At 68.9% G+C, this 17,373-nt stretch carries 8 protein-coding genes, 1 pseudogene and 1 riboswitch; of the genes and pseudogenes, 6 read left to right on the top strand and 3 right to left on the bottom strand.

The features are described 5' to 3' along the window. From A5696_RS05335 to pks2, 3 genes are all read right to left on the bottom strand, one after another. The coding region (locus tag A5696_RS05335) for a glycosyltransferase (protein ID WP_197516889.1) at nt 1–830 on the bottom strand (830 nt) is incomplete at its 3' end. Nucleotides 831–884: 54 nt separating this feature from the next. After that, nucleotides 885–2,330: a condensation domain-containing protein gene (locus A5696_RS05330; protein WP_067874544.1), complete on the bottom strand. Its 1,446-nt coding sequence runs from the start codon at nt 2,328–2,330 to the stop codon at nt 885–887. Nucleotides 2,331–2,387: 57 nt separating this feature from the next. Next, nucleotides 2,388–8,684: a type I polyketide synthase gene (pks2, locus tag A5696_RS05325; RefSeq protein ID WP_067874541.1), complete on the bottom strand. Its 6,297-nt coding sequence runs from the start codon at nt 8,682–8,684 to the stop codon at nt 2,388–2,390. A gap of 944 nt (nt 8,685–9,628) precedes the next feature. On the opposite strand from pks2, the gene A5696_RS05320 reads away from it, so the two are divergent. From A5696_RS05320 to A5696_RS27575, 6 genes and pseudogenes are all read left to right on the top strand, one after another. After that, complete coding sequence (locus A5696_RS05320; protein WP_156738260.1) at nt 9,629–10,198, top strand: carboxymuconolactone decarboxylase family protein; 570 nt, start codon at nt 9,629–9,631, stop codon at nt 10,196–10,198. Nucleotides 10,199–10,230: 32 nt separating this feature from the next. Then, nucleotides 10,231–11,355 carry a nitronate monooxygenase family protein gene (locus tag A5696_RS05315; RefSeq protein ID WP_067874535.1) on the top strand — a complete coding sequence of 375 codons (1,125 nt, stop codon included), beginning with the start codon at nt 10,231–10,233 and terminating at the stop codon, nt 11,353–11,355. A gap of 164 nt (nt 11,356–11,519) precedes the next feature. Next, nucleotides 11,520–11,689, top strand: a riboswitch (M-box (ykoK) riboswitch). A 276-nt stretch (nt 11,690–11,965) separates the two neighbouring features. Further along, the gene (locus A5696_RS05310; protein WP_067874532.1) at nt 11,966–12,199 is read left to right on the top strand and encodes an Rv1535 family protein; all 234 of its coding nucleotides are present in this window, start codon (nt 11,966–11,968) and stop codon (nt 12,197–12,199) included. A 297-nt stretch (nt 12,200–12,496) separates the two neighbouring features. Beyond that, entirely contained in the window at nt 12,497–15,640 is a 3,144-nt protein-coding gene (gene ileS, locus A5696_RS05305; protein ID WP_067874529.1) for an isoleucine--tRNA ligase, read from the top strand. A 101-nt stretch (nt 15,641–15,741) separates the two neighbouring features. Beyond that, complete coding sequence (locus A5696_RS05300) at nt 15,742–16,605, top strand: DUF559 domain-containing protein (RefSeq protein WP_067874526.1); 864 nt, start codon at nt 15,742–15,744, stop codon at nt 16,603–16,605. Nucleotides 16,606–16,767: 162 nt separating this feature from the next. Next, nucleotides 16,768–17,373 (top strand): annotated as a pseudogene (locus A5696_RS27575) (hypothetical protein); the annotation flags it as partial.

Raw genomic sequence — 17,373 nt, 5'->3', positions numbered from 1 at the left:
AACTCGGCACAGGCGTCGGCGATCATGGCCACCGTCTCCGTGGGGGACTGGACCGGCGTGCTGCCGAAACCGAAGTAAATCGGCGGTTTTCCCGCGGCGATCCAGGACGCGACCTCGTCATCGGTGTCCGCGCCCAACTCCAGCGTCAGCGCACCCACGAAGGGCCGCTTGCCATTCCATTCCGCCGCGAGCCCCGGGAAAACCGCCTCGTCGTAGGCCTGCAGCTCCAGCGTTCCGGCTTCGGCCATCCGTTGCCACGCCGAAACCGTCGTCGGCGGGAGACCCAGTTCCCGGCGTTGCGCGTCCTCCTCCGCCTTGGTGATGCGCGAGTACAGCCACCAGCCGGCCGTCAGTGTCGTGCGGACCACGGGCGCCGGTGACGGCAGGAAGGGGACACCGAGCTGACCGTTGACCCGCACCGGGAAGTGATGCAGCCCTGCGACCGGAATGTCGTAGTACTCGGCGACATTCGCGACCACCCCGTGGTAGGTCTGGCCCGTCACCAACAGGTCGGCACCGTCGGCCAGCGCGGTGAGCGTCCGGCTCATCTCCGCCCAGCCCTCGACGAAAAGCGCTTTCAGGTCGCGGACGAAGCGCGCCGGATTCTGCACCTTGAAGGCGTTGTGGGTGAAATCCGCGACGGCCACCACCTGCTCCCGCGTGTCCGGCCCATAGCACACGGCGGGCACGCCGGCGGCCTCGACGAAGTCAACCAGGTTGGGCGGCACCGCCATTCGCACATCGTGTCCACGGCGCCGCAGCTCCGCACCGACGGTGGCGCAGGGCTCGACATCGCCGCGGGTCCCGTGGGCCGCCAGAACGAACTTCATCGACGGAGCTCAGCCTTTCACTTCATCCCCACGCGGGATGAAGCGCTTTGGAGCCTACCTGGCTACGCGAACCGGCGCCGCCGCCAGCTTGCCGGCGACCACCCGCTCGAACACGGACTTCATCTGCTCCGTGAAGCGCATCACGGACTCCCGTGCGATCGGGTTGTTCGGGTAGGACACCATGATCGAGACCTCGTCGAACAGCCGGAAGACCGTCGAGTACATGTACGCCGGGCTCCGGCCATCGGTGAACGCCGTCGCGTTGACGCCATCCAGCGCCGTGGCGACGATGCCCGACAGGGGAGGCAGACCCGCGTCCATGTAGCTCATCATGGTGAACTGGGGTCCGTGCCGGCGCAGCCAGGGCGCCAACTCCAGCACCTTGTCGAACGGCACGTTGGCCAGGTCCATGTTCGCGTCGAACGACGCCTGGGCCGCGCGGGCGGTGTCCTCGAACGAGTTCGGGTCGACCGGAACCGTGAAGGGCACCACACCGGTGAACCAGCCCACCGTCATAAAGTCCGCCGGGCTCTTGCGTTTGTCGGTCGGCGTGAGCCCGTAATACGTTTCCGCGCCGGTCAATTCGTACTGAGCCAGGGCCGCGCAGGCGAACAGGCCACCGCTGAACCGCGCTCCCGCCTGCTGGCAGAGGGCTTCGAACTGGGCCGTCTGCTCGGGGCCCAGCAGCCGCTCCACATGGGTGTCCCCGCCGCACGGGATCGACTGGTCACCCAGCGGCAGCGGGAAGTCGGGCAGGGTGCCGCCGTTGGCCTCGGCGAAGGCGATCCACTTCTTCACCTCCGGGGATTCCAGCGTCATACCCGACACGCAGGCCTGCTCCCGCATGCAGAAGTCGTCGTAGCTGGCCGCCGGCGGCAGCGTGACGGGCGCCTTGCCCTCGAGCAGCGCGTTGTAGTTCATCACGATCTCGACGTACAGCCCGGCGATCAGCATCGGGTCGCAGTGCAGGTGGTCGACAACCGCGTACAGCGCGAAGCGGTCGTCGTACTGAATGACGCCGAACCTGAAGCAGTCCCACTGCAGCGGGTCGGGCGTGGCCAGCACGTGGTCCCGCCACTCCAGCTGCGTCATCGGGCCGTATTCCTTCGCGACGAAGTTGATGTCGCGGGGGTTCTTCAGCGTGTGCCGGATGATGTTCTTCTCATCGGTGTATTCGAACCAGCTGTGATACGTCGCGTGGCGCCGAAGGTGGGCGTTGATGACGTAGGTCATGGCGCGAATGTCGCAGCGGCCGGGCACCTCCCAGGAACCCATGACCGCACGCGAATAGTCGAGGCCCCGCTCCCCGAACTCGACGAACCCGCGAAGGTGACCCGCCTGCATGGAGCTGGGCGGCACCGGGCTCACCGGCGCCTGCCGAGCCTTCGCGGCGCAGCCCGGCGTGGGTTCCCACGTCACGACCGATCCCGAGCCCGGGTCCCAGTCGTAGGCGTTGCCAACTCGCAGGCTGTCGTGCTCAGAGCCTCCACCTATGAACACGTTTCCCTCCTTAATACCGGCCTAGCAGTGCTGTCGACTTTGACGTAGGAACCTCTTTCACGCGGGCGCAGCAGCGTTTTCCTCCTGGGGCGCCAGCTTGTGGAACAGGTGATCCGCCAAACCCCGCACCGTGGTGATGTCGGCAGAGGTGATGCGTACCCCCGTTTGGGCCTCGATGTGGGTCCGCAGTTCGAGGTTGCCCAGCGAGTCCAGGCCGTACTCGGACAGCGGGTGGTCCACATCGATGTTGCGGCGCAGGATGAGCCCGATCTGCTCGGAGAGCAGACGCCGCAGCCGGGTCGGCCACTCGTCGAGCGGCAGGTCAGCCAGCTCGGCGCGCAGTTTGCTTGAACCCGAACGCTTTTCGCCCGCGGACTTGAACATCTCGAGGAACTTGCTGCGTTCCGCGAAGGACGCGATCCACGGTGTCCCGATCAGCGGGCTGTAGCCCGTGTACGCGCGGTCGTGGCGCAGCAGCGCCTCGAACGCGTAAGCACCCTCGTCGGGCGCGATCGCCGCGCCGCTGCCTTCCGCGAAGTCGGCGCCGCGGCCGATCTCGCCCCAGGCGCCCCAGGCGATCGCCGTGGCCGGCAGGCCCTGGGCGCGTCGCCAGTAGGTGAAGGCGTCCAGCCAGCTGTTGGCCGCGGCGTAGGCGCCCTGGCCCGGCGAGCCCAGCAGTGCGGCCGCCGAGGAGAACAGGCAGAACCAGTCCAGGTCCGCTTTCTCAGACTGGCCAGCGGTGGCCTCGTGCAGGTTCCACGCGCCGTACACCTTGGGCGCCCAGTCGCGGTCGATCAGCTCGTCGGTGATGTTGGTCAAGGTGGCGTCCTCGACCACCGCGGCCGCGTGCAGCACGCCACGCAGCGGCAGCCCGGTGGCCGTCGCCGTGGCCACCAGCCGCTGCGCGACGTCGGCCTGGGCGATGTCACCGCACTCCACGATCACGTCAGAACCTATCGCTCGGACGAGCTCGATCGTTTCAAGCGCCTTCTGCGAAGGCTCGGAGCGCGAGGTGAGCACGATCCGGCCCGCGCCCGCGGCGGCCATCTTCTCGGCCAGGAACAGGCCCAGGCCACCGAGACCGCCGGTGATGATGTAGGAGCCGTCCTTGCGGTAGACCGGCGCCTGCTCCGGCGGCAGCACCACGCTGCTGCGCCCGGCCCGCGGGATGTCCAGGATGAGCTTGCCGGTGTGTTCGGCCGCGCTCATCACGCGGATCGCGGTGGCCGCCTCGGCCAGCGGGTAGTGCGTGCTCTCAGGCATCGGCAGCACGCCCTCGGCCGTCAATTTGTAGACGGTGCTGAGGATTTCGCTGACCTGCTGCGGGTGGCTGACCGACATCAGGCCGAGGTCGACGCCCCAGAACGCGAGGTTGCGACGGAATGGGAAGAGGCCCAGCTTGGTGTCCCCGTAGATGTCGCGCTTGCCGATCTCGACGAACCGGCCGCCCAAAGCGAGCAGCTTGATCCCGGCCAGCTGCGCCGCGCCGGTGACGGAGTTGAGCACGATGTCAACGCCGTAACCGTCGGTGTCGCGACGGATCTGGTCGGCGAACTCGACGCTGCGGGAGTCGTAGACATGCTCAATTCCCATGTCGCGCAACAACTGCCGACGCGCCTCGCTGCCGGCCGTGGCGAAGATCTCGGCGCCCGCGGCGCGGGCGATGGCGATCGCCGCCTGCCCCACACCGCCGGTCCCGGAGTGGATCAGCACCTTGTCACCGGACCTGATGCGGGCCAGATCGTTCAGGCCGTACCAGGCGGTGGCGTGCGCGGTGGTCACCGCGGCGGCGGCCGCGTCGGTCAGACCCTCCGGCAGCGTGGTCGCCAGGCGCGCGTCGCAGGTGACGAACGTGGCCCAGCAGCCGTTGGGGGACATGCCGCCGACGTGGTCGCCCACCTTGTGGTTGGTGACGTCGGGCCCGACGGCCGTGACCACGCCGGCGAAGTCCGTGCCCAGCTGCGGCAGGATGTTGTCCAGGCTCTGGTACCGGCCGAACGCGTTGAGCACGTCGGCGAAGTTGATGCTCGACGCGGTGACCGCCACCTCGATCTGCCCGGGACCCGGCGGGACCCGGTCGAACGCGGCGAACTCCATCGTCTGCAGGTCGCCGGGCGTGCGGATCTGCATGCGCATTCCGTCGCTCTCGTGATCCACGATGGTGGTCTGCCGCTCTTCAGGACGCAGCGGGGTGGGGCACAGGCGCGCGATGTACCACTCGTCGTTGCGCCAGGCCGTCTCGTCCTCGCCGGGACCTGTTGTCAGCAGCTGGCGCACGACCTGCTCGGCGCCGGTCTGCTCGTCGACGTCGATGTGGGTGGTGTGCAGGTGCGGGTGCTCGGAGCCGATCACCCGCAGCAGCCCGCGCATCCCGCCCTGGTCGAGGTTGGGCACGTCTTCCGACAGCACCTTCTGGGCGTTGCGGGTCACCACGAACAACCGCGGCGACTCACCCTGAAGCTCGGGGAGCTCGCGGGCGATGCGGACCAGGTGGTGGACGTATTCCCCACCGCGCACGGCGCTTTCGTCGTCCGGGTTGCCGTTCTTCGGCTCGGTGAGCACCACCACGCCGGCGTAGCCGCCCTTCTCGACCTCGTCGCGCAGCCGCTCGGCGATGGCCGGGTGGTCGGCCCGCGACGGCCAGGACAGCGTGGTGCAGTCCGCCTCGTGCAGCTTCATCGCGTCGGTGAACGCCGTCGCGACCAGGTCGGCCGCGTCGGAGGTGCTGACCAGCAGCCAGGCCCCGGTCTCGGTGGCGGGCACGTCGGGCAGCTGCCGCTGCTGCCATTCCACGGTCAGCAGCCGCTCGGCCATCACCCGGGCGCGCTCGCCGCTCGGCGAGACGCCGGTGCCCATCTGCAGCCCGCGCACGGTCAGCAGCACGGTGCCCTGCTTGTCCAGAATGTCGAGGTCGGCCTCGACGGATCCGCCGGACGCCGCGGTCACCCGTGAGTAGCAGTAGCGGGCGCTGCTGACGGACCCGTGGACCCGCAGCTCGCGCACGCCCAGCGGCAGGAGCAGGCCGCCCAGGCTGGCGTTCGCCACGCTCGGGTGCGCCGCGACCGACTGGAAGCACGCGTCGAGCAGCGCCGGGTGCACGCCGTAGTTGGTCTGCTGCGTGCGGATCACGCTCGGCAGCCCGATCTCGGCCAGCACCGTGGTGCCGGTTCCCTCGGCGGTGTGCGCGGCGGCCAGCCCGGTGAAGGCGGGGCCGTACTGGATGCCGCACAGGTCCATCGCGTCGCGAAGGTCGTTGCCCTCCAAGCTGCTCGGGTGCGCCGCGAGCAGGGCCTCGATGTCCAGCGCGGCGGGGCGCTCGTCGTGGTCGGCCTCCTTGAGCACCGCCGACGCCCGCCGTGCCTGCACGCCGTCCTCGTTGGTTTCCACGGCGAAGGTGAGCGCGCCGGGAGCCTCGGCGGTCGCGGTGAGGCTGATCTGCGTCTCCTCGTCGAGCATCAGCATCTGCTCGAAGCGGACGTCGCGAACGGCGGAAGCCTCGCCGAACACGGTGCGGGCCGCGGCCAGCGCCATCTCGCAGTAGGCCGCGCCCGGCAGCGTGGGGGTGCCGTGGACCTGGTGGTCGGCCAGCCAGGGCAGCGCGGCGGTGCCGATCTCGGCCTGCCACACGTGGCGCTCCGGCTCTTCGGGCAGGCGCACGTGCTGGCCCATCAGCGGGTGCACCGCGACGCTGGAGGCCAGTGCGCGGGAGCTGTGGCCCTCGCGGCTCAACAGCAGCGAGCGGTGCGTCCAGGCCGCCAGCGGGGCGTCCACCAGGTGGCCGGCCGGGTAGAGCACGGAGAAGTCGACCGTGGCGCCCGTGCTGTACAGGTCACCCAGCAAGCCGAGCAACCCGTGCGGCAGCGGCTGCTCGCGCCGCATCGCGGCGAGCGCGGCCACCGTCATGTCCAGGCTGCGGGCGGTCTGGTCGACCGCGTGGGTCAGCAGCGGGTGCGGCGACAGCTCGCCGAAGACCCGGTAGCCGTCCTCCAGCGCCGCCTGCACCGCCGCGGAGAACCGCACCGTGTGGCGCAGGTTGTCCACCCAGTAGTTGGCGTCGCAGTAGGGCTCTTCGCGCGGGTCGAACGAGGTGGCCGAGTAGTACGGCACCTCCGGGGTCAACGGCTCGATCTCGGCCAGCACGTCGTACAGCTCGTCGAGGATCGGGTCGACCTGCGGCGAGTGCGACGCCACGTCGACGGCCACCTCGCGGGCCATCACCTCGCGCTGCTCCCACACCTCCACCAGCTCGCGGACGGTGTTCGTTGCGCCGCCGATGACGGTGGACTGCGGCGAGGCCACCACCGCCACCACGGCGTCGTTGACACCGCGGGCCATGAGTTCCGAAAGCACTTGCTGCGCAGGCAATTCCACCGACGCCATCGCGCCCGAGCCGGCGATCGTCGTCATCAGCCGCGAGCGGCGGCAGATCACCCGCACGCCGTCCTCGAGCGACAGCGCCCCGGCGACGACGGCCGCCGCGGACTCGCCCATCGAGTGGCCGATCACCGCACCGGGGGAGACCCCGTAGGACTTCATCGTGGTCGCCAGCGCAACCTGCATGGCGAAGATCGTGGGCTGCACGCGGTCGATGCCCGTCACCTTCTCGGGCGCGGTCAGCGCCTCGGTCACCGAGAAGCCCGATTCGTGGGCGATCAGCGGCTCGATCTCGGCGATGGCCGCCGCGAACGCGGGCTCCTTGGCCAGCAGGTCGGCGCCCATGGTGGCCCACTGCGAACCCTGACCGGAGAACACCCACACGGGGCCGCGCTGCTCCTGGCCCACGACTTCCTGGAAGAGGGCGTCGCCGCCGGCGACCTCGCGCAACGCCGCCAGCAGCTCCGGGGTGTCGCCGGCCAGCACCGTGGTGCGCACGGAGCGGTGCCCGCGCCTGCGCGCCAGCGTGTAGGCCAGATCCGGTGCCGACACGTCCGTCGCCCGCGCCTCGACCCACTCGGCGAGCCGGGCGGCGGTCTCCCGCAGCCCGTCGGCCGAGGTGGCCGACAGCGGGAACAGCAGCGTGCCGTCGCGGCGGGCCCTGGTCGCCGCCCCGTTGCGGGAAAGCGGCTCGGGGGCCTGCTCGACGATGGCGTGCACGTTGGTGCCGGAGATGCCGTACGCCGACACCGCCGCGCGTCGCGGCTGCCCGCCGTTCAGCGGCCACGGCGTATTCTCTTGCGGCACAAACAATCCGGTGTCGATCCGGGCCATCTCGTCGGGCAGCGCCTCGAAGTGCAGGTTCTTGGGGACCACACCATGCTGGACGGACAGGACCGCCTTCATCACGCCAAGCGCGCCGGCGGCGGCCTGGAGGTGCCCGAAGTTGGTCTTCGAGGCGCCGAGCACGCAGGGGTTGCCGATGCCGTATACCTCGGCGAGGCTGCCGTATTCGATCGGGTCACCGACGGGGGTGCCGGTGCCGTGCGCCTCGACCATGCCGACGGTGCCGGCATCCACGCCCGCCGCCGCGAGGGCGGAGCGGTACACCGCCGCCTGCGCCTCGCCCGACGGCATCGCGATGTTCGGCGTGTGGCCGTCCTGGTTGGCGGCAGTGGCGCGAATCACACCCAGAATCCGGTCGCCGTCCCGCTGAGCGTCGGTCAGGCGCTTGAGCAACAGGACCACGCAGCCCTCGCCGGAGACGAAGCCGTCGGCCTTGACGTCGAACGCGTGGCAGTGCCCGGTGCCCGACAGCATGCCGCCCGCCGACGCGGAGGCGGACCTGCGCGGCTCCATCATCACGTTGACGCCGCCGGCGAACGCGAGTTCGCTCTCGCCGTCGTTGAGGCTGCGGCAGGCCTGGTGGATGGCGAACAGGCCGGACGAGCAGGCGGTGTCGATCGTGACCGCGGGGCCGTGCAGGCCGAGCGCGTAGGAGACGCGCCCGGAGGCCATGCAGGAGATGGTGCCCGGGTTTCCGTAGGGTCCGTCGAAGGCGTCGGTGGCGGCGTGAACGAATTGGTAGTCGCCGTAATTCAATCCGACGAAAACGCCCGTTTCCCCGGCGATGGTGTCCTTGGTGAGGCCGGCATGTTCCATGGCCTCCCACGCGGTTTCCATGAGCAGCCGGTGCTGCGGGTCCATGGCCGTGGCTTCTTTTTCGGTGATGCCGAAGAACTCGGGGTCGAAGTCACCGACGTTGTCGAGGAAGGAGCCCCACTTGCAGACGGAACGGCCAGGCACACCCGGTTCGGGGTCGTAGTAGTAGTCGACGTCCCAGCGCTCGGCCGGAATCTCCTTGACAAAGTCGTCACCGCGCAACAACGCTTCCCAAAAGAGGTCAGGGGAGTTGATGCCCCCGGGCAGCCGGCATGCCATCCCGATGACGGCGACCGGAGTAACGCCTGCCTTATCCACTGTCCTTCACCTCTCCTTGCCTATCCACAAGTTCCTATCACTGCTGCTCGCTCTTATCAGAGCTTCGAGAAATCTCGCCGAATTTTTTTGCGCGAGCTAGCAACTCCGCGAGCAACACGCAAACAACCCACCGACCCCCGCAATCGAAGCCCGCCTTATCAACGTGGCGCGATCAGCAGCGTAGCGGCTCGCCCCGAACCGCGTGGAAAAATCGTGCGAACGTACAAAAATTTAACAACGCCCGACCCATCGTCGCTGACAGGAAGCTCGAGGCACCGAGCGTTCACATACTTTTCGCACGAAAATTGGCCGTGACAGTGAACTCTAGTCGAGCCAGAGGCGCTGTGCCGCAACTGCTCCGGCGACGTGCGGACCTGCGTGGCAAACCAGACCATGCGCGTTGTCACCACCGCGGCGGCGGGGCAGCACGTTGTCGCCCGACCCGGAATGGCCGCGGCGGAAACCAAATTGGGCACCCCGATGCGCTGCATCGGGATGCGTAATCCCGCCATAGTAGGGGCTATTGGGAAAGCCCGCAGGGAAATCGCTGAAATCTTTAAGATTGCAAGTTAAGTCCCGATTAAAAGTCGGCGGATTCGTCCCGCGCGGGGATATGCCGGTGGTCCGAACGGTCGCCTGGCCCGAGGGCGGCGCAGTTATCTGGCGGGACGGCCGGGTTGTCCGCATTCGCGGGCGGTGGACCGTGGTGGGCGTATGCGACAGGGGCCCAGAGGCATTCGGTTGGCCAGAGCGCTCGCGGGGTTTGCCGGCACCGCACGGCACCGGGTGCGATGCCCCCCGGGGTTCGGCCTTGGCGTTGCGGACTTTTCGCCGGCGCTCCGGCCGGGCGAAAGCCGCCTGGCGAGACGCGCGGCTGGCTACGATGGCCGGTGAACGTGAGGTGTCTCACAAGCGCACGGAGTGTTCGCACCATGACCGCACCCATCGGGCAAGCCCGGGTCCCCAGATTGCCGCTCGACGAGGCCAAAGCCGCCGCCGACGAAGCCGCGGTGCCCGACTACATGGCCGAGCTCAGCATCTTCCAGGTGTTGCTGAACCATCCGACACTGGCGCGCGCCCTCAACGACCTGCTCGCCACCATGCTCTGGCACGGCGCGCTGGACCCGCGGTTGCGCGAGCTCGTCATCATGCGGATCGGCTGGCTCACCGCGTGCGACTACGAGTGGACCCAGCACTGGCGCGTGGCGTCGCTGTTGGGCGTGAGCCCCGACGACATGCTCGGCGTGCGCGACTGGCAGCGGCATGACGGCTTCGGGCCCGTTGAGCGCGCGGTGCTGGCGGCCACCGACGACGTGCTGCGCGACGGCGCCGTCAGCGCGGACAGTTGGGCCGCCTGTTCGCGCGAATTACACGGCGACACAACGGTTCTCATCGAGCTCGTCACCGCGATCGGCGCGTGGCGAATGGTCGCGTCGATCCTGCACAGCCTCCAGGTTCCGTTGGAAGAGGGGGTGTCCAGCTGGCCGCCGGACGGCCGGTCGCCTCACGATTGACTTATCAGTCGCCTAACTCTTAGCGTCGGGCAATGCGAACCAGGGTCGCCGAAATGCTGGGGGTCGAATTTCCGATCTGCGCCTTCAGCCACTGCCGCGACGTCGTCGCCGCGGTCACCAACGCGGGCGGGTTCGGGGTGCTCGGGGCTGTCGCGCACAGCCCCCAGCGTCTGCAGAACGAGCTGACCTGGATCGAGGAGCAGACGGGCGGCAAGCCCTACGGGGTCGACCTGCTGCTGCCACCCAAGTACGTCGGCGCCGAGCAGGGCGGAATCGACGCCCAACAGGCCCGTGGGCTGCTGCCCGAGGAGCACCGCGCGTTCGTGGAGGACATCCTGTCCCGCTACGGCGTCGCGCCGCCCGCCGAGGAGCCCCGGGCCTCGTCAGGCGGCCTCAACATCTCGCCCAAGGGGTACGAACCGCTGCTGGACGTCGCCTTCGCCCACAACATCCGGCTGATCGCCAGCGCGCTCGGGCCCCCGCCCGCCGACCTCGTCGAGCGCGCCCACCAGCACGACGTCCTGGTGGCCGCGCTGGCGGGCACCACCGGCCACGCGCGGCGGCACGCGGCCGCGGGTGTCGACCTGATCGTCGCGCAGGGCACCGAGGCCGGCGGCCACACCGGCGAGGTGGCGACCATGGTGCTGGTGCCCGAGGTGGTGGATGCCGTCGCGCCGGTTCCCGTCCTGGCCGCCGGGGGGATCGCCCGCGGCCGGCAGGTGGCCGCGGCCCTGGCGCTGGGCGCCGAAGGGGTGTGGTGCGGATCGGTGTGGCTGACCACCGAAGAGGCCGAGACGGTTCCCGTCGTCAAGGAGAAGTTCCTGGCGGCGAGCTCGTCGGACACGGTGCGATCCCGGTCGATGACCGGCAAGCCGGCGCGGATGCTGCGCACCGCCTGGACCGACGAGTGGGCCCGCCCGGACACTCCCGATCCCCTCGGCATGCCGCTGCAGACCGCCCTCGTCACCGGCGCGCAGGTGCGTATCAACCAGGCCGCCACCCATCCCGGTTCCGAGGCGCGCGAGCTGGCCACCTACTTCGTCGGCCAGGTGGTCGGCTCGCTGGACAAGGTGCGCCCGGTGCGCTCGGTGGTGCTGGACATGGTGGAGGAGTTCATCGACACGATCGGCCGGCTCGACGGTCTGGTCGATACGTGACCGGCGCCGCCGCGTGGTCAGCGCCGATTTCGTGGCGGCGCGGGTGTTGGAACGGGCCGACCCTGGCTGAATGCTGTGTGCGCGCGTAATAAACGCATAAAGATTGAGTGACAAGGCGCACACCGCGTTGACCGGGTCATAGCCGTCGTGCATGATCGGTCGCGTATGCACCTCGTTAGGTGAGGCGTCTACACGAATACAGGCCACTGACCCCGAACGTCCAAAGACGCCCCGGGTCAGGACAGCTCCTCCCGGCTTAAGGGTTGAGCCCAGGTGGCTTCCGGAATATCGGACACGTCGTGTAGTGCCAAAGCTCTGACGAGAGGGGTGCGGATCTCCGGCGGTCGCCGGTTTCTGGACTCCTTGTGGTGCGCGTGGATCGTGCGGACAACCGCACGCGTCGTGACGTCGAGGAGGTGAGGGACGTATGAGTTCCAGCGACAGTCCGGATCGAAGTCCGGGCAGTGTTCCGTCCCGATCCGACCTCCGGCGCGAAGTTCGCGGTTAGCCAATCGCCTTCGCGGCCAAGCACTCTCGGATCGGAACCACAACGGGATGGGACACGTCAGTCCAATCAGCGCTCGTTTGGGATTCCCGCCAGGAGGCGATCATGACCGCAGTTCTGCACGACGAAGTAGTAACCGTAGCGCCCGCCCGCAAGCTGACGGTGGTGCGCGACGCGACCCCGGCCCCCGCCCCCAAGAAGGCCGTGCGCCGGGCCGAGAGCCGGACCATCGTCATCAGCGACCCGCTGGTGGACGGCGCCGCGCACTTCTTGGCCGTTGGCGTGCGTCACGTGTACGCCGCCCTGTGGCGGGCCGGTGTGCTCGAGGTCCGGGCGTAGTGGGCACCATCGATGCTCCGAGGGGCTACCCGGCCGCAGGTCTTGCCTGAGGCCAGGTGGCCCCTTGGAGTGCGGCATCCGTAGAATCGACGCAGTGGCATCGATCCGGCGATCACCGGGGAGCCTTCGGAAGAACGGCCGGCACGGCTCAGTAGAACCGAACGGGTAGGCCCGTCACAGCCTGCATCGAGCGGTCGCGCGACAGCGCGGCAAGCGGGGTGGTACCGCGGCGCTCGCGCACCGTGCGCGTCGTCGTCCCCGGCCAGAGCAGGACGGCCACAGGAGACGACACACATCGTGACCGAGAACGCTGACGTCAAGGCGTATCCGAAGCCGGGGGCGCCGGACTTTCCGGCGCTCGAGCTGGAGGTCCTCGACTACTGGGCCCGTGACGACACCTTCCGGGCCAGCATCGCCCGCCGCGACGGCGCCCCGGAGTACGTGTTCTACGACGGGCCGCCGTTCGCCAACGGGCTGCCCCACTACGGCCACCTGCTCACCGGGTACGTCAAGGACATCGTCCCGCGCTACCGCACCATGCGCGGCTACAAGGTGGAGCGCCGCTTCGGCTGGGACACCCACGGGCTGCCCGCCGAGCTCGAAGTCGAGCGCCAGCTGGGCATCAACGACAAATCGCAGATCGACGACATGGGCATCGCCGCGTTCAACGAGGCCTGCCGCGAATCGGTGTTGCGTTACACCGACGAGTGGCAGGCCTACGTCACGCGGCAGGCGCGCTGGGTCGACTTCGACAACGACTACAAGACGCTCGATCCGTCCTACATGGAGTCGGTGATCTGGGCGTTCAAACAGCTGTGGGACAAGGGCCTGGCCTACGAGGGCTACCGGGTGCTGCCGTATTGCTGGCGCGACGAAACCCCGCTGTCCAACCACGAATTGCGGATGGACGACGACGTCTACCAGAGCCGCCAGGACCCGGCGCTGACCGTGGGATTCAAGGTGGTCGGCGGGGCGTTGGATGGGGCCTACCTGTTGGTGTGGACCACCACCCCGTGGACCCTGCCGTCGAACCTTGCGGTGGCCGTCAACCCCGAGGTGAGTTACGTGCAGGTACGGGTGGGGGAGCGGCGGTTCGTGCTGGCCGAGGCCCGGCTGGCCGGCTATGCCCGCGAATTCGGTGAAGAGCCCGAGGTGCTCGGCACGCTTTCGGGCGCCGAGCTGTTGGGCATGCGCTACCTGCCGCCGTTCCCGTATTTCATGGACAGCCCCAAGGCTTTTCAGGTGCTGGCGGGCGAGTTCGTCACCACCGAGGACGGCACCGGGATCGTGCACATGGCGCCGGCCTACGGCGAGGACGACATGGCGGTCTGCGACGCGGCGGGCATCGCGCCGGTGACCCCGGTGGATTCCAAAGGCCGCTTCGACGCGACCGTCCCGGACTACCAGGGGCAGCGGGTCTTCGACGCCAACCCGAACATCATCCGGGATCTGAAGAACGGCACCGGCCCGGCGGCGGCGAACGGCGCGGTGCTGGTCCGCCACGAGACGTACGAGCACCCGTATCCGCACTGCTGGCGGTGCCGCAACCCGCTGATCTACCGGGCGGTGTCGTCGTGGTTCGTCGCGGTCACCGAATTCCGGGACCGCATGGTCGAACTCAACCAGCAGATCACCTGGTACCCCGAACACGTCAAGGACGGCCAGTTCGGCAAGTGGCTGCAGGGCGCCCGGGACTGGTCCATCTCGCGAAACCGCTACTGGGGCACGCCAATTCCGGTGTGGAAGTCCGACGATCCCGCCTACCCGCGCGTCGACGTCTACGGCAGCCTCGACGAGCTGGAGCGCGACTTCGGGGTGCGGCCCACCAATTTGCACCGGCCCTACATCGACGAGCTGACGCGGCCCAACCCCGACGACCCCACCGGCCGCAGCACGATGCGGCGCATCCCCGACGTGCTCGACGTGTGGTTCGACTCGGGCTCGATGCCGTACGCCCAGGTGCACTACCCGTTCGAGAACGGCGAGTGGTTCTTGGGCGGGGCGGCGGGAGAGCCCGAAGCCCACTACCCGGGCGACTTCATCGTCGAGTACATCGGCCAGACCCGCGGCTGGTTCTACACGCTGCACGTGCTTGCCACCGCGCTGTTCGACCGTCCCGCGTTCAAAACCTGTGTGGCGCACGGGATCGTGCTGGGTTCAGACGGCCAGAAGATGAGCAAGTCGCTGCGCAACTACCCGGACGTCTCCGAGGTGTTCGACCGCGACGGCTCCGACGCCATGCGGTGGTTCCTGATGGCCTCGCCGATCCTGCGCGGCGGCAACCTGATCGTCACCGAGCAGGGCATCCGCGACGGCGTACGCCAGGTGCTGCTGCCCTTGTGGAACGCCTACAGCTTCCTGGCTTTGTATGCGCCGAAAGTCGGTGCCTGGCGCACCGATTCGACCAATGTGCTGGACCGCTACATCCTGGCCAAGCTGGCCGAGCTGCGTGCGGACCTGACCGAGTCGATGGAGACCTGCGACATCTCCGGGGCCTGCGAGCAGCTGCGCCAGTTCACCGAGGCGCTGACGAACTGGTATGTGCGACGGTCGCGTTCGCGGTTCTGGGAGGAAGACGCCGACGCCATCGACACCCTGCACACCGTGCTGGAGGTGACGGCCCGGTTGGCGGCGCCGTTGCTCCCGTCGGTCACCGAGATCATCTGGCGGGGGTTGACGTCCGGGCGTTCGGTGCACCTGACCGACTGGCCCGACGCGGACGCCGTTCCAGCCGATCCCGATCTGGTCGCCGCGATGGACCAGGTGCGGGAAGTCTGCTCGGCCGCGTCGTCGCTGCGCAAGGCCAAGAAGCTGCGGGTGCGCCTGCCGCTGCCGAAACTGACCGTGGCGGTTGAGAATCCGCGGCGGCTGGAGCCGTTTGTCGACCTGATCGCCGACGAGCTCAACGTCAAGCGCGTCGAGCTCACCGACGCCATCGACACCTACGGCTCCTTCGAGCTCACCGTCAACGCGCGGGTGGCCGGGCCGCGGCTGGGCAAGGATGTGCAGGCCGCCATCAAGGCGGTGAAGGCCGGTGCGGGAGTCGTCAACCCCGACGGCACCCTGACCGCGGGCCCCGCCGTGCTGCAGCCCGACGAGTACAGCTCCCGCCTGGTGGCGGCCGACCCGGACTACACCGCCGCGCTGCCCGACGGGGCGGGGCTGGTGGTGCTGGACGGCACGGTGACCCCCGAGCTGGAGGCGGAGGGCTGGGCCAAGGACCGGATCCGCGAGCTGCAGGAGCTGCGCAAGTCGACCGGGCTGGACGTGTCCGACCGCATCTCCGTGGTGATGTCGGTGCCCGCCGAGCGGGCCGACTGGGCGCGCACGCACGCCGACCTCATCGCCGGGGAGATCCTCGCGACGAGCTTCGAGTTCGGCGAGCCCGCCGACGGCGCGGAGATCGGCGACGGCGTCCGGGTGACGATCGCCAAGGTGTGACCGCCTGACCGCGAAAGTGCAACTAGCGACGCGTTTCCCGAGTAGCGGCGTCGGCAGTTGCACTCTCGCGCTGTGTCGGGGGGCGATGGCAGTCTGCGCCCATGGCACAGGGAACACCATTCATCGGCACGCACGCGGTGGACGCGGGCACATTCACGGAACGCGAGCTGCGACGATCGTGCACGCGGATCTATCGCAACGTCTACCAACCGCGTGGCGGCGCTCTGACCGCCAAAGACAGGGCAGTGGCCGCCTGGCTGTGGTCGGGGAAGAAGGCGGTTGTGGCCGAGAATTCAGCGGCTGCACTTCTCGGCGCGGAATGGGTCGATCCCCAGGCGCCGGCGGAACTCATAAGCGATCGCAAACGTCCGCCGCGGTTGATCGTCACCCGGAACGAGTCGCTGCTGGCCGGGGAGGTCACCATCGTCAACGGCGTCCCGGTCACGGCGCCAGCTCGCACCGCGTTCGACCTGGGAAGGCGCTCCGGGCTGGTTCCCGCCGTCATCGCCGTCGATTCGTTGGCCAGGGCCACCGGCCTTCGGGTCGAAGAGACCGAACCGCTGATCGACGCCCACCGTGGCGCTCGGGGTGTGAGACAGCTGCGACAAGTGCTCGCTCTGGTCGACGCGGGCGCAGAATCGCCACAGGAAACTCGCACCAGACTGGCGATCATCTTCGCCGGCTTACCCAGACCGCAAACCCAAATACCGGTGCATAACGAGTGGGGTGCTGCGCTGGCGCGCATCGACATGGGGTGGGAGCAGTGGCGCGTCGGCGTCGAATACGACGGCGCGCAGCACTGGACCGACCCGCGCATTCGTGCCAACGACATCGACCGTGCGGCTGAATTGGAGCGCAGGGGCTGGCGCATCATTCGGGTCAGTGCCGACTTACTGCGCAATCGACCGGACATCGTCATAGCCCGGATTCGCGAAGCCCTGCGGGCCGGCGGCTATCCCTTCTGACCGCGAAAGTGCAGTTGGCGACACATTTCGCGAGTGAGCCCGTCGGCAGTTGCACTCTCGAGAAAAAAATTTCTGAAAAAAGTGTCCGAGCCATCGGGGGTGGCTGCTCCTACCTGTGACGGCGGCCCAACGGGGGTCGCGACCACAGTTAAGGAACACACCATGAGCACCATCGAAGACTTCCAGTCGATGACCTTCGCCGCCCTCCCGCACGACGACCTGACCGTCGCCGCCCGTCCGCACGAGGACCTCACCGTCGCCGAGGCTTGGGCGTCGAGCCCGCTGGGCGACCCCGCGATCGAGGACGGATCCTTGTCCACGCCCGCGGAATTTGCTGACTTTCCGCCCACGACGGTGACCCCGAAGCCGCGCTCGCGAGGAACGAACGCCCTGGTGGCGGGGGCCGTGGTCGCGGCGCTCGGGGCGGTCGCCGGGCTCGGCCTGATGTTTTTCGACGGGTCGGGCTCCAAGGAGCAGAAGCCGGCCGTCGTGGTCCCGAACTCCAGTGTCAGCTCGGTGTCGCCCCAGGCGCCGAGCGCGGTTGCGCCGGCGCCAGTCGCGCCGGCGCCAGTTGCGCCGGCCCCGCCCTCGGCCGCCACTCCTCCCGACGCCGGGCAGGTATCGCCCGGACCTGCGAGCGGACCCGCGGGCGGTGGGGATGCGCCCGTCGTGATCCTGCCCGCACCCGCGCCGGCGGCGGGGGGCCCGGGTCCGCCGTCGGCGCCGTCGGCGACCGTCAATGTCCCGGGGGTGATCCCGGTGCCCATC

This window comes from Mycobacterium sp. E2699 (genome assembly GCF_001666745.1).
In the GTDB taxonomy this organism is placed as follows: Bacteria; Actinomycetota; Actinomycetes; order Mycobacteriales; family Mycobacteriaceae; genus Mycobacterium.
This window is presented reverse-complemented; position numbering and strand designations above follow the sequence as displayed.